We start from the raw sequence: 13,285 nt of genomic DNA on the forward strand, positions 1-13,285 counted from the left end.
TTTCCCGCAATGCGGCAATTTTAAAATGCAGCTTATTGCTTGACTTGTCCATATTCATGCAATATAGTGCGTTTAAGGTATTTCAAATGCAGCATACTGCCACTGAGGAGTGAGACACATGTCAACGATCATCAATTACGAAACCCACCCCGAATCCTATAAGCATTGGACGCTGTCCGTGGATGGCGTCATTGCCACGTTGACAATGAATGTTGATGAAGACGGCGGCCTGAAAGAAGGCTACAAGCTGAAATTGAATTCCTATGACCTCGGGGTCGATATCGAATTGCATGACGCAGTGCAGCGCATCCGGTTTGAGCATCCTTCGGTGTGCACCGTTGTCATCACCAGCGCGCGTGACCGCATTTTTTGCTCCGGCGCCAACATCTTTATGCTGGGCAAATCCACCCATGCGTGGAAGGTCAACTTCTGCAAATTCACCAATGAAACCCGTAACGGCCTGGAAGACTCCAGCCGCCATTCCGGCCTGAAGTTCATTGCCGCAGTGAATGGCGCCTGCGCCGGCGGTGGTTATGAACTGGCCGCTGCCTGCGACGAGATCATCCTGGTGGACGACCGCTCTTCTTCGGTGAGCCTGCCGGAAGTGCCCTTGCTCGGCGTCTTGCCCGGCACCGGCGGTCTGACCCGCCTGACCGACAAGCGCAAGGTGCGCCACGACCATGCCGATATCTTCTGCACTACGTCGGAAGGCGTGCGCGGCCAGCGCGCAAAGGACTGGCGCCTGGTGGACGAGGTCGTAAAACCTGCGCAATTCCAGCAGGCCGTCAAAGAGCGTGCGCAAGCCCTGGCGCAATTGAGTGACAGGCCAGCGGAAGCGCAGGGCGTGAAATTCCTGCCCTTGAACAAGGAGATCACCGCCGATACTGTCAACTACAGCTTTGTCGGCATACAGATCAACCGCGACGGCCGCACCGCGACGCTGACCGTAAAGGCGCCGTCGGTGGAGCAGCCGAAAGATATCGCCGGCATAGAAGCGGCCGGTGCAAGCTGGTGGCCGCTGCAGATGGCGCGTGAGCTGGACGATGCGATCCTGCATCTGCGCACCAATGAGCTGGACATCGGCACCTGGATATTGAAAACCCAGGGCGATGCGCGCGATGTGCTGGACGTGGATGCCAGCCTGGTGCAGCACAAGTCGCACTGGCTGGTGCGTGAAACCATAGGCTTCATGCGCCGCACCTTTGCCCGTCTGGACGTATCTTCCCGGTCCTTGTTCGCGCTGATCGAAGAGGGCTCATGCTTCGCGGGTTCTTTGCTGGAAATAGCGCTGGCAGCGGACCGCAGCTATATGCTGGCGATGCCGGACGAACCGAAAAAAGCGCCACGGATTACCCCATCGGAAATGAATTTTGGCGCATTGCCCATGGTTACCGGCCAATCCCGCCTGCAACGCCGTTTCTATGAAGATGAAGCTGAGGTGGCTGCGGTCCGCGCCAAAATCGGCACTCCGCTGGATGCTGCAGAGGCGATGGCCTTGGGCTTGATCACCGCCGATCCGGATGACCTGGATTGGGCCGATGAAACCAGGCTGGCGCTGGAAGAACGCGCCAGCATGTCGCCTGATGCACTGACAGGGCTGGAAGCGAACTTGCGCTTCAACGGCAAGGAAAACATGGAAACCCGCATCTTCGGCCGCCTGACCGCGTGGCAAAACTGGATCTTCATCCGTCCCAATGCAGTTGGCGAGCTGGGTGCATTGAAGGTCTATGGCAGCGGCAACAAGGCCAAGTTCGATTTGAATCGCGTTTAAAAAATCCGGCAACACTGCTGAACCCAGACGACTACATTCCCTACCCGCAAAGGATAGCCCCGTGAGCACAATTAACTACAATGAGACGATACCGAACAACGTGAACTTGTCGGAAGACAAGACCCTGCAGCGCGCGCTGGAACACTGGCAGCCCAACTACCTGAACTGGTGGCGCGACATGGGGCCGAACGGTTCGCTGAACCATGACGTATACTTGCGCACAGCGATCAATGTCACGCCCGAGGGCTGGGCCCATTTCGGCCATGTGAAGATGCCGGAATACCGCTGGGGGATTTTCCTGGCGCAGGCGGAGGAAAACCGCAAGATCAATTTCGGCGAAAGCAAGGGCCGCGATGCCTGGCAGGATGTGCCCGGTGAGCACCGCGCCAACCTGCGCCGCATCATTGTGACGCAGGGCGATACCGAACCGGCTTCGGTGGAACAGCAGCGCCACCTGGGCCTGACCGCGCCTTCGCAGTACGACCTGCGCAACCTGTTCCAGATCAATGTGGAAGAAGGCCGCCATCTGTGGGCCATGGTGTATCTGCTGCACAAATACTTCGGACGCGACGGCCGCGAGGAAGCGGAGGCGCTGCTGCAGCGCAATTCCGGCGACCAGGACAAACCGCGCATCCTGGAGGCCTTCAATGAGGAAACGCCGGACTGGCTGGCCTTCTACATGTTCACCTACTTTACCGACCGTGACGGCAAATTCCAGCTGAATGCACTGGCCGAATCCGGCTTTGATCCGCTGTCGCGTACCTGCCGCTTCATGCTGACGGAAGAAGCGCACCATATGTTTGTCGGCGAATCCGGTATCTCGCGCGTGATCCAGCGCACTTGCGAAGTCATGCGCACCTTCGGCATCGAAGATCCCGAGCAGGTACGTGCCAAGGGCGTGATCGACTTGCCGACCATACAGCGCTACCTGAATTTCCATTTCAGCGTGACGATAGATTTGTTCGGTGCCGACCAGTCTTCCAATGCCGCCAATTTCTACACTTCCGGCCTCAAGGGCCGCTATGAAGAAACCAAGCGCGACGACGACCATCTGCTGAAGGGCCAGTCCTATCGCATCCTGGAAGTAGCGGGTGGCTCCCTGGTTGAGCGTGAAGTGCCGATGCTGAATGCGCTGAATGAAGTATTGCGCGACGATTTCATTCGCGATTCGGTAGCCGGTGTGGGCCGCTGGAACCGGGTGATAGAAAAGGCGGGCATCAACTTCCGCCTGAGCACGCCGCACAAGGCCTTCAATCGCCACATAGGCGGTTTCGCCAATATGCGCATTTCGCCGGAAGGCCAGGTCATTTCAGAAGCCGAATGGCTGAGCAAGGTACGCCACTGGCTGCCTAGCGAAGAAGACCGTGCCTATGTCGCATCGCTGATGGGGCGCGTGATAGAGCCTGGAAAAATGGCGAACTGGATAGCACCGCCGCCGGTGGGCATCAATCGCCAGCCTATCGATTTTGAATATGTGCGTTTTAATTAAACTGTCTTAATGATCGGTAATGCGGAGCAGGCAATTGCATGCTCCGCGAATTTTCTTCAGTATAGAACGTCAGGCATATCATGAACGCTCCCGAAGCCGTCATCCTGATCAGGCAACACCTGATTGATCCAGAGGTTTGCATACGCTGCAATACCTGTGAAGAAACCTGCCCGGTAGACGCCATCACGCACGACAGCCGCAATTACGTCGTCGATGCCGATAAATGCAATAGCTGCGGCGCCTGCATCTCGCCTTGTCCTACAGGTTCCATCGACCATTGGCGCACGATGCCCAAGGCCGGCGCCTATACGCTGCAAGAACAGTTGAGCTGGGATGAGCTGCCGGTGCAACAGGAAATCGCCGCTGATGCGAGTCCCGCGCCGGAAAGCCTGGCTTTCGACGCTGTGCAGGTGAATGCTGCAGTATCCCCATCCTCGACCACGGCGCCATGGTCGGCTGCCCATCCCTACACCAATCTGTACACCTTGAAAACGCCTATCACGGCCACGGTGGCAGGTAATTTCCGGCTGACGGCAGATGATGCAGACAGCGATATCCGCCACATCGTGCTGGATTTCGGCAACCAGTTCTTCCCCATCCTGGAAGGCCAGTCCATAGGCGTGATTCCTCCAGGTACTGATGCGTCCGGCAAGCCGCACTATATGCGCATGTATTCGGTAGCAAGCCCACGCGACGGCGAGCGCGAGGGTTACAACAATCTTTCGCTGACCGTAAAGCGGGTAGTGGAAGACTATGACGGCAAGCCAGTGCCGGGAGTGGCATCCAATTATCTGTGCGACTTGCAGAAGGGCGACACGGTAAGCCTGGCCGGTCCTTTCGGCAGCAGCTACCTGATGCCCAACCATGCCAATGCCAATCTGCTGATGATTTGCACCGGCACAGGTTCTGCCCCCATGCGCGCGATGACGGAAAGACGGCGTCGGTTGTTGAAGACACAGGCGAAAGAGCAGAACGGCAAGTTGCTATTGTTTTTCGGCGCCCGCAGGTCGGAAGAATTGCCTTATTTTGGCCCCTTGCGCAAATTACCGGCGGAGCTGATCGACATGCACTTGGCGTTTTCCCGCGTCCCGGACCAGCCGCGCGCCTATGTGCAAGACAAGATGCTCGATGCCGGCAAGGCGGTGTCCGAACTGCTGGATGGTGACACCTATGTGTATATCTGCGGTCTGAAGGGCATGGAAACCGGCGTGATGCAGGCCTTGCGGGACATCTGCAAGGATGCAGGCAAGGACTGGTCCGCGCTGCATGCAAGAATGGTCAGCGAAGGCCGCTTCCATGTTGAAACCTATTAGCACGCCGCATATGAGTAGCCAAGCGGGATAGCCTTAGGCTGTCCCGCAACGTCTTTTATCCTCGCCCCAGCTTGTACCTGCCTCCGGGCCTTCCAGAATAAGCCAATGACAAATTCCCTCGCGCTAAAAACCAATAATTTCCGTGTTGATATAGAACAGGATGGCATTGCCCATCTGGTGTTCCAGCCCGTGGCCGGCATGCCGGTCACGGATGCGCAAGGCCATGCGGAACTGGCCACAGTGTGGCCAAGGCTCAGTGCGCGGCCGGATGTCAGCGTCATCCTGGTACGCAGCGAAGGCAAGGCCTTTTGCGCCGGTGGGGAAATGGCGATGGTGGAAGATATGCTGGTATCGGAGCAGGCGCGCCAGCGGGTGATGCGTGAAGCGCGCGAGCTGGTACGCGGCATGCTGGATTGCGACAAGCCCATTGTTTCCGCCATCAACGGCGCAGCCGTCGGCGCCGGCCTGGCTGTAGCGCTGCTGGCCGACATCTCGGTGGCATCGCGTACGGCCAAGCTGATCGACGGCCATACCAAGCTGGGCGTGGCCGCCGGTGACCACGCGGCAATAGTCTGGCCGCTGTTATGCGGCATGGCCAAGGCAAAATACTATCTGCTGCTATGCGAAACCCTGAGCGGCGAAGAGGCGGAACGCATAGGCCTGGTCAGCCGCGTTGTCGATGCAGAGGCCTTGCAGCAAGAGGCTTTGCAGATCGCACAGAAACTGGCGGCAGGCAGCCGTTCGGCACTGTCCGGCACCAAGCGCTCGCTGAATCACTGGATGCAGGCCGCCTGGCCCGCATTCGAGGCATCGCTGGCGGCAGAAATGATGGATTTCAGCCAGGCAGATGCACGAGAGGGCGTGCGGGCCATCAAGGAAAAGCGTGCGCCGGTATTTGCACGCACGATGCCATGAAATTTTCTGAAATCAGTGAAGGCAAGAAATTCACCCTGGGGCCGGTGCTGGTGACGGAGGCAGAAATCATGCAGTTCGCCGGCAACTACGACGACCAATGGTTCCATACCGATCCCGTGCGTGCTGAACAAGGCCCCTTCCACGGCCTGATCGCCAGCGGCTGGCACACCTGCGCGCTGGCGATGCAAATGGTGTCGAGGCAGATACTCGCCGGTTCCGAATCCTATGCGTCACCGGGCCTGGCCTATGTCAAATGGCCTAATCCGCTCAGGCCCGGCGATGTGCTGACGCTAAAGGTGCTGGTACTGGAGTCGCGCATATCGGCATCCCGCCCCTGGCTGGGCATAGTGCGCTGGCAATGGATCATGCTGAACCAGAGCGGCCAGCAAGTGCTTGATCTGGAGGCGACCAGCATGTTCAAGATAGGCGAAGAGCCGACCGCTTAGGACGTAAGCCGTTCTATCTTTATGTTTTTCTTCTGGCCATAGCGGCAACAATTTCCGTGGTTTTGTAAATTCCCGTTAAGACATGTAAATACGGTAATAGCAATGAGTAAAACCGTGTAAAGCCAAATCGGGCACGCGCCGGCATGTGACAGCATGCTGAAAATATCAACGGCGCGCGGCACATGGCTTACCTAATCTTCCCTGCTTTTACTGCATATTTCCTGCACCAGTGCACATCGGTTTGCGGCAGGGCAGGCTCGCGGCATGTCCATGTGGCCCGGTAGGGACAGCACCCGCGATTCGATTCGCGGCCCGCTGGACGAATCGATCTTCGAGCCGCTTGATGAGCCGGGTCGCGATTCTGCCCCAGAGCCTTTCCATGACTCTAGTCCCGAGCCAGCGAAAGGCGTCTCCGGGAACATTTTCTATCTGGTACTGGTCCAGGCGATTACCTACCTGGCACCACTGATCACCCTGCCTTACCTGACACGGACGCTGGACGTTGGCCATTACGCGCTGCTCGGCTTCACGCAGGCCGTCATCCAGTACTTTGTGCTGGTCACCGACTATGGCTTTGGCATCACCGCCACCCGGCTGATTGCCATCGATAGCCGGAATAAAAACGCCGTCTCTGCGGTCGTCGCCAATACCCTGGCAGTCAAGCTGCTGCTGGCGATCGCCTGCGCGCTGTTTTCGCTGCTGCTGATGGCGGTATTTTCCGACCTGGGAGAAAACGCCTTGCTGCTCGCCGCCTGTTTTATCGGTGTGCTGGGCAATGCCTTGTTTCCCACCTGGCTGTTTCAGGGACTGGAAAAAATGCAGATGCTGGCCTTCATCACCTGCATGTCCAGGCTGCTTCCTCTGCCTTTCTTCTTCCTGTTCGTGAAAACACCAGATGACGTTATCCGCGCAGCGATATTGCAAAACATACCGGGTTTGCTGGCCGCGATAGCTTCGTTCTATTACCTGTCGCAGCAGGGAATAGTAGGCAGGTCGGCGGTGAGTGCCAGGACCATCAAAGCCATGCTGCAGGAGGGCTGGCCTGTTTTCCTGTCGAATATGTCGACCAGCTTTTACACCGGCATCAACCTCATCCTGCTGAAGATATTCTCCGGCGCCGACCAGGTGGCGTATTTTGCCGCCACCGACAAGATCAGGCTCGCCGCGCAAGGCTTTATACAGCCGATTGCGTCTGCGCTGTTTCCGCGCATCGTTGCGCTGGGCAGGAAAGCGGAGAGTGCCGCCGCCTCGCGTGCACTGGTTCTCCGCGGCACTGTATTGCTGGTCGCGCTGGAACTTGCCGGTGGCCTGGTGCTGTATTTCGGCGCCGACCTCATTGCCCGCCGCTACCTCGGGGCTGATTTCCTGGCCGCCGCTGTTTACCTGAAATCGCTGGCTTTCCTGCCGGTGATCATCGCCGTCGCCACCGTGATTTCGCAGTGGCGCTTCCTGGCGCTGGGTGAAAGCCGGGTGCTGAGCAGGATCTACCTGATCGCCGGACCGCTGCACGCGCTCTATGCCAGTTATCTGACCTACGCCCACCAATCCAGCGGCTTGATCGCGAGCCTGTACATCACAGAAATCGGCATCACGCTGGCGATGATCGCGGTTGCCCAGCGCAAGCAGATTCCCCTTCTTTAAATCTTCAACACCCGGGCTTTTGCTCGATGCGGCGACCACTCCAGGACTTTAATCATGCTGATGATAGACATTGCACTCGCTTCTTATAACGGAGAAAAATACATCTCCGAGCAGATAGATTCCATACTGAGCAGCGAGCTGGACGCCAGCCGCTTTGCATTGAAAAGCATCATCGTCTCCGACAACCGCTCCACGGACCGCACTGCTGACATCGTGACCGAGATAGCGCAGCGGCATGACAAGGTGAAATTGACCATCAATGAAAAGCGCGGCGTCATCAATAATTTCAATCACGCGCTGACGCACTCGACGGCAGACTACATCATGCTGTCCGACCAGGACGATATCTGGCAGCACAACAAGATCCTGCTATCCATGCAAAAGCTGCTGGAAATGGAAGAGGCACACGGCAAGGATTGCCCGCTGCTGGTATTCACGGATCTGGCGATTACCGACAGCCGGCTCAATACCGTGCAGCCCTCGTTTTTCGACTATATGAAAATCAAGCCGGAAGGCTATCAGCTGCCGGCAAACATCTTCCTGTCCAATGTTGCACCTGGGTGCACGATGATATTCAACCGGAAGTTGCTGGAGATGGCGATGCCGGTGCCCGAACAGGCCGCGATGCATGACTGGTGGCTGATCCTGGTTGCGACCACGTTTGGCAAGGTCGGACACGTAGACCAGGCCACGATCTTCTACAGGCAGCATGAGGGCAACCAGGTTGGCGCCCGGAGAAGCCGGTATTGGGAAATGCTGTTGCGCCCGCGCGCGAAATGCCGGATGGCGAAAAACAGCCTGGAAATGGCAGCGCGGCAAGCGCTGGCCTTCAAAAAAAGGTTCGGGTTGATCCCGCACTCCAGCATGGGGGCGATTAATTTCCTGATTACGTTCAGCCATCTTCGCAGGCTGGAAAGAATTCGCGGGCTGGTGGCCGGAAAGATAGGCTACCGCACTTTTTTCGGCAATGGGCTGCTATATCTGCTGGCGCTGATGCTTCCGGTGTCCAAGTAATTTTTTCCACGCTGGCGGAAATTCCGCCAGGGCTGCCTCGCGGATTTCTCCATAAGGGGGAATTGCAATGCTTTTCCGTTGCTATTCAGTGAATTGAGCTTGCCTTGCGGATGTATATTCTCAAGGCCATTTCACTGAACCTGGGAACAGACCATGAGCTCTATCAGCCAGCTATCTTCCGCCTATAACGCGATCCTCAGCACGAATACGCTGAAAAAAAACACAGCAGCGCAAATCCCATCTACAGATGCCGATGCAACGGTCGCCAAAACCAGGGAAAAGGACGCTGCGGCTGCTACTGCAGCCGACAACAAGCCCACACTAACGGTGGCGCTTTTCCCCGACATGTACAACTCCAGGGTAATGGCGGCAGTGGATACCAATGGCGATCAGAAAATTTCCAAGGAAGAGTACAGCGCCCAGATACGCGCATCGGGAGGTTCGCAATCCAGGGCAGATGCGATGTACAAGAAGATGGACAAGGACAGCGATGGCACGGTATCTGCGCAAGAGTTCACCGACAGTATCGCCAGCCCCTTCGCCAAGGATGGCTATGCGCAAAAGATTGCGCAACTGATTGAGCAGATACAGGGCGGGCAAAGCACCGCGCCCTTCAGCGGTACCGTGCTGGATGCAGATGGCAAGGTCAGCCAGGCAAACTCCGATCAGATATTGAGGAATATGGTGCAGGAATTTCCCGGCAATATCTGAGCTTATCCGCTTTTCTTCGTTCCAGCCGGCCTGTGGTCTTGGCTATTTGTGTAGCGAGTTAAACAGGCTGGTGCGCAGCTTGATCAGCAAGTCACGCGCTATAGTGAATTCTTCTTGTGACAAACCGCAGGCTTCGAACAAGCCCACGGCAAAAGCCCTTTCCCTCAAAGCCCGTCCTTCGTCGGTCAGATCGACCCGGACCTGGCGCTCATCGGCAGCATCGCGCTGGCGGGTGACATAACCCATACCTTCCAGCTTCTTCAAGATAGGGGTGAGGGTATTTGATTCCAGGAACAGCTTTTCACCCAGGCCGCTTACTGTTTGTCCTCGCTCTTCCCACAGCGCAATGATGGTGATGTATTGGGTATAGGTCAGACCCAACTCGTCCAGCATGGGCTTGTAAGCCTTGCCGAAGGTCAGATTGGCCGAGTAGGTAGCAAAACACAGGAAGTCTGCCAGCGGCAAAATTTCCTGCCTGGCGGATTTGGGTGCTTTAGCAAGTTTGCTGACTTTACTCATGATGTTTTTCCTGCCTGAAAGAGGTGGTGTATACGCACAATGTAGCACATATGCGATTCAATCGCATGCGTTTTTAAATTGAATTTGCAATAAGGAAATTGCGGGCAAATGTTGCGGGGGAAGAGGCGCCAAGGCGCAGGCGAGCTATTCAGTCACCCTGCTAAACACTATATTCAAGCGCTATTTCGCCTTGAATGCCGCGCGCCTTTCCGCGCGTTCGTGTGCATATTTGTCGCTCAGCGACGAGTCCAGGTCCTTGCGCTCCACCGGCACCTTGCACACCGGGCAGACATTGCTGACGCCCACATCATGTCCGCATGCGCGATGCACGAAGTTGACGGCGATCCCTTCATCCTTGCTCTTGCACCAGGTTTCACCCCAGGCCCGCAGCGCGTGAATGACGGGATAAAACGCCCGCCCTTTTTCGGTCAAATGATATCCGTGCCGCAAGGGTTTCTCGCTGTAGGGCCGGCGCTCTATCATCCCGTCGGATTCCAGTGATTTCAAACGCGTGGTCAGCATTTGCGGCGTGGCGGCCGTCTGTATCTGTATTTCTTCGAAGCGCGTTGCTCCCATGTACAGTTCCCTGAGTATCAGGATGCTCCACCGGTCTCCGGTAACGTCGAGTGAGCGAGAGACCGGACAGACGGTATTCATCGCTTCAGCCTGGCTTGCCATAATGAGTATTTCCGAGATTAACTATTAAATTCATAGCCTCAATTTTACCTGCTTTGCCGAATGCACGTGCTGCCCTCCGTTGGTATGGCCGTCTCTTACGGCTGCCGGTAGCTCGACCGTAAAAATACGCTATAAGCCCTGCAATGCTTGACACTATGATTTTCATAGTGATATTCTGCGGCCACGATACATCGCATCCCGCCGGTATCAAATCGTTCGCGAGGCAGCCTGATGATGACTGTTCCGCACGAACAGTTTTCTTTGCTTTTTAGCACCTCACGGAGGACAGAATGACTACCACTACCTACACAAAAGAACGCACTGGCTTATTGCTGGTTGATCCTTACAATGACTTTCTCTCCCATGGCGGCAAGATATTCCCCATGCTGGAACCGATCGCCAAGGAAGTTAATTTACTCGATAACCTGCGCACGGCGGTAGGCAGCGCGCGGGAAAAAGGCATCCAGGTTTTTTATGTTCCGCACAGGCGCTGGCAGCCGGGCGATTACGACAACTGGAAACATCCTAATCCAACCCAGCGCCTCATACAGCAGCGCCATTCGTTTGCCAAGGGCACATGGGGCGGGGAATGGCATCCGGACTTTGTGCCCCAGCAAGGCGACATCATTATCCAGGAGCACTGGGCGCAGAGCGGGTTTGCCAATACCGACCTGGATTTCCAGTTGAAGCAACAAGGCATCACGCACGTTGTGGTGGTCGGCCTGTTGGCCAATACCTGCATAGAATCCACCGCGCGCTTCGCGATGGAGCTGGGTTACCACGTGACACTGGTGCGCGATGCAACTTCTGCGTTCACCAAAGAAATGATGCACGCGGCGCACGAGCTGAACGGCCCTACCTTTGCCCATGAAATTCTGACGACGGCGGAACTGGTCGCTGCATTGCCAGCCTGAACGGATCGGAGTACATCATGCAACTAACAGGAAAACTCTTGATCGGCGCGCAGGAATTGCCTGCCACGGCAGGTACGATGAAGGCATTCAATCCGGCATCCAATTCGGAAATCGAACCAGAATTCGCGTTTGGCGGCACTGCCGAAGTAGATCGGGCCGTGCAATTGGCGGATGAAGCATTCGACAGCTATAACGCCACGAGCCTGGCACAGCGCGCAGCGTTTCTTGAAAAGATCGCCGACGGCCTGGATGCCGTCGCCCCCGAGCTGGCAAAACGGGCTTCGTTGGAAACCGGATTGCCCGTTGCGCAACTGGAATGGGAAACAGGGAAGGCGGCGACGCAGTTTCGCCAGTTCGCCGCCGTCGTGCGCCAGGGGCGCTTCCGGCAGGCTGCCATCGACACGGCACAGCCTGAGCGCCAGCCGCGCGCAAGGATGGATCATCGCCTGCAAAAGATTGCACTCGGCCCGATTGCGATCTTTGGCGCCAGCAATTTTCCCATCTCTTATTCAGTGGCGGGCGGCGATACCGCATCGGCGCTGGCAGCCGGTTGCCCGGTGATTTTAAAGGCCCACAATGCGCATCCGGGGGCTTCCGAGATCCAGGGGCGGGTCATACAACAGGCAGTGCGCGAGGCCGGCCTGCATGAAGGCGTATTCTCGCTGTTGCGGGGCGGCGGCAATGACATAGGCGAGGCGCTGGTTGATCATCCGCTGATCAAGGGCGTAACCTTCACCGGTTCTGAAGCTGGCGGCATGGCACTGTATCTCCGCGCGCAGCTTCGGCCCGATCCCATCCCTGTGTTTACCGAGATGACCAGCACCAATCCGACCTTTGTTCTACCCGCAGCACTGGCCGCGCGTGGGGCCGAGATAGGCGATGGATTTGCGGAAAGGATGCTGGTAACAGTAGGGCAGGCTTGCTTGAAGCCGGCCATCTTGCTGGCGGTGGACGGCCCCGGATATGCCGAGCTGAAAAACGCAATGATCGCCCGCGTCGACGCGATGCACGCGCGGACGATGCTGACTCCCGGCATCCATACTTCGTACAAGAAGAATCTGGCACGCCTGGCGAACTCCGGCGCACATCAGGTCGCCGCCGGCAGCGTTGCGCAAGGAGAGTGGGATGGGCAGTCCTTCCTGTTTGAAGTTGACGGTGCCCAGATGCTGGACAGCACGGTTTTGTCAGATGAAGTATTTGGCCCTGCCGCGCTGCTGGTACGGGTTGCAGACCTGGAGCAGATGACAGCAATCGCCAAAAAATTTCGAGGCCAGTTGTCGGCGACGATGCAGATAGACAGTGCCGATTATCCTGCCGCAACGCGATTGTTGCCGCTGCTGGAGCGCCGCACGGGACGCATCGTCATCAACGCGTTTGCGCACCCGCAGGAAGTGTCGCATGCATCGATTCATGGCGGGCCTTTTCCGGCGACCTCGGACAGCCGCTTCACCTCGGTCGGCATGAGCGCAATCGAGCGCTTCTTGCGCCCGGTATGCTACCAGGGCTTTCCGGATGAAATGCTGCCGGAAGCCTTGCAGCATGAGAATCCTCTGGGTATCTGGAGACTTGTCGATGGCGAGTTGGCAAAAGCCTCGGCATAGGCAAGCTTAAGCGAGGCCGTGAAAGCGGCTTCGCAGCAACTACCTCAAGCGGCATCGGGTTCGCTTTCGGCCCTTTGCATAGGTAGTGGGCAAATATCATTCAGGAAAGTTTTTTTGTCGGCACCGCAGTAAAGCTGTGGATTTATCGCACTGGTCGCCCACAGTAGCTTACTGCTGCGCATATGGATTGATGCCTGCCGGCACCGCTACTATCAACAGCGCCGACTTCATTTAAATCTTTTTTCAAGGATATTCTTGACAGGCGGCGGCTCG

The 13,285-nt window shown here is 56.9% G+C and carries 12 protein-coding genes; 10 read left to right on the plus strand and 2 right to left on the minus strand.

Annotated elements, in window-relative coordinates:
- Positions 1-118 precede the first annotated feature (118 nt).
- The 8 genes from boxC to IEW12_RS25945 all read left to right on the plus strand — a co-directional run bounded on the left by boxC (position 119) and on the right by IEW12_RS25945 (position 9,300).
- Positions 119-1,771 carry a 2,3-epoxybenzoyl-CoA dihydrolase gene (gene boxC, locus IEW12_RS25910; RefSeq protein ID WP_188569040.1) on the plus strand — a complete coding sequence of 551 codons (1,653 nt, stop codon included), beginning with the start codon at positions 119-121 and terminating at the stop codon, positions 1,769-1,771.
- A gap of 61 nt (positions 1,772-1,832) precedes the next feature.
- Entirely contained in the window at positions 1,833-3,260 is a 1,428-nt protein-coding gene (gene boxB / locus IEW12_RS25915; RefSeq protein WP_188569041.1) for a benzoyl-CoA 2,3-epoxidase subunit BoxB, read from the plus strand.
- An 80-nt stretch (positions 3,261-3,340) separates the two neighbouring features.
- The gene (boxA, locus tag IEW12_RS25920; protein ID WP_188569042.1) at positions 3,341-4,573 is read left to right on the plus strand and encodes a benzoyl-CoA 2,3-epoxidase subunit BoxA; all 1,233 of its coding nucleotides are present in this window, start codon (positions 3,341-3,343) and stop codon (positions 4,571-4,573) included.
- 105 nt (positions 4,574-4,678) lie between these two features.
- Positions 4,679-5,488 (plus strand): enoyl-CoA hydratase/isomerase family protein, encoded by an 810-nt coding sequence (locus IEW12_RS25925; protein ID WP_188569043.1) that lies wholly within the window; start codon positions 4,679-4,681, stop codon positions 5,486-5,488.
- A complete protein-coding gene (locus tag IEW12_RS25930; protein WP_188569044.1) occupies positions 5,485-5,934 on the plus strand; it encodes a MaoC family dehydratase in 450 nt (149 codons plus the stop codon). The genes IEW12_RS25925 and IEW12_RS25930 overlap by 4 nt, the downstream gene beginning before the upstream one ends.
- Positions 5,935-6,198: 264 nt before the next feature.
- Entirely contained in the window at positions 6,199-7,575 is a 1,377-nt protein-coding gene (locus IEW12_RS25935; protein WP_188569045.1) for a flippase, read from the plus strand.
- A 54-nt stretch (positions 7,576-7,629) separates the two neighbouring features.
- Positions 7,630-8,589: a glycosyltransferase family 2 protein gene (locus IEW12_RS25940; protein ID WP_188569046.1), complete on the plus strand. Its 960-nt coding sequence runs from the start codon at positions 7,630-7,632 to the stop codon at positions 8,587-8,589.
- Between the two features lie 153 nt (positions 8,590-8,742).
- Positions 8,743-9,300: an EF-hand domain-containing protein gene (locus IEW12_RS25945; RefSeq protein WP_188569047.1), complete on the plus strand. Its 558-nt coding sequence runs from the start codon at positions 8,743-8,745 to the stop codon at positions 9,298-9,300.
- A 42-nt stretch (positions 9,301-9,342) separates the two neighbouring features.
- On the opposite strand, the gene IEW12_RS25950 is transcribed toward IEW12_RS25945, so the two are convergent.
- The gene (locus tag IEW12_RS25950) at positions 9,343-9,819 is read right to left on the minus strand and encodes a MarR family winged helix-turn-helix transcriptional regulator (protein ID WP_188569048.1); all 477 of its coding nucleotides are present in this window, start codon (positions 9,817-9,819) and stop codon (positions 9,343-9,345) included.
- A 180-nt stretch (positions 9,820-9,999) separates the two neighbouring features.
- Complete coding sequence (locus IEW12_RS25955; protein ID WP_188569049.1) at positions 10,000-10,497, minus strand: winged helix-turn-helix transcriptional regulator; 498 nt, start codon at positions 10,495-10,497, stop codon at positions 10,000-10,002.
- A gap of 290 nt (positions 10,498-10,787) precedes the next feature.
- On the opposite strand from IEW12_RS25955, the gene IEW12_RS25960 reads away from it, so the two are divergent.
- Positions 10,788-11,411 carry a cysteine hydrolase family protein gene (locus IEW12_RS25960; protein WP_188569050.1) on the plus strand — a complete coding sequence of 208 codons (624 nt, stop codon included), beginning with the start codon at positions 10,788-10,790 and terminating at the stop codon, positions 11,409-11,411.
- A 17-nt stretch (positions 11,412-11,428) separates the two neighbouring features.
- Entirely contained in the window at positions 11,429-13,012 is a 1,584-nt protein-coding gene (locus IEW12_RS25965; RefSeq protein ID WP_188569051.1) for an aldehyde dehydrogenase (NADP(+)), read from the plus strand.
- Positions 13,013-13,285: the final 273 nt, after the last annotated feature.

The organism is Parundibacterium terreum, assembly GCF_014636315.1.
GTDB classification, from domain to species: Bacteria; Pseudomonadota; Gammaproteobacteria; order Burkholderiales; family Burkholderiaceae_D; genus Undibacterium; species Undibacterium terreum.

Excerpts from the sequence above, each read along its gene's own strand:
- IEW12_RS25955 (WP_188569049.1), bottom strand. The coding sequence starts at position 10,497 with ATGGCAAGCCAGGCTGAAGCGATGAATACCGTCTGTCCGGTCTCTCGC.
- IEW12_RS25935 (WP_188569045.1), top strand. The coding sequence starts at position 6,199 with ATGTCCATGTGGCCCGGTAGGGACAGCACCCGCGATTCGATTCGCGGC.
- IEW12_RS25945 (WP_188569047.1), top strand. The coding sequence starts at position 8,743 with ATGAGCTCTATCAGCCAGCTATCTTCCGCCTATAACGCGATCCTCAGC.
- IEW12_RS25930 (WP_188569044.1), top strand. The coding sequence starts at position 5,485 with ATGAAATTTTCTGAAATCAGTGAAGGCAAGAAATTCACCCTGGGGCCG.
- IEW12_RS25960 (WP_188569050.1), top strand. The coding sequence starts at position 10,788 with ATGACTACCACTACCTACACAAAAGAACGCACTGGCTTATTGCTGGTT.
- boxA (WP_188569042.1), top strand. The coding sequence starts at position 3,341 with ATGAACGCTCCCGAAGCCGTCATCCTGATCAGGCAACACCTGATTGAT.
- IEW12_RS25940 (WP_188569046.1), top strand. The coding sequence starts at position 7,630 with ATGCTGATGATAGACATTGCACTCGCTTCTTATAACGGAGAAAAATAC.
- IEW12_RS25965 (WP_188569051.1), top strand. The coding sequence starts at position 11,429 with ATGCAACTAACAGGAAAACTCTTGATCGGCGCGCAGGAATTGCCTGCC.
- IEW12_RS25925 (WP_188569043.1), top strand. The coding sequence starts at position 4,679 with ATGACAAATTCCCTCGCGCTAAAAACCAATAATTTCCGTGTTGATATA.
- IEW12_RS25950 (WP_188569048.1), bottom strand. The coding sequence starts at position 9,819 with ATGAGTAAAGTCAGCAAACTTGCTAAAGCACCCAAATCCGCCAGGCAG.
- boxC (WP_188569040.1), top strand. The coding sequence starts at position 119 with ATGTCAACGATCATCAATTACGAAACCCACCCCGAATCCTATAAGCAT.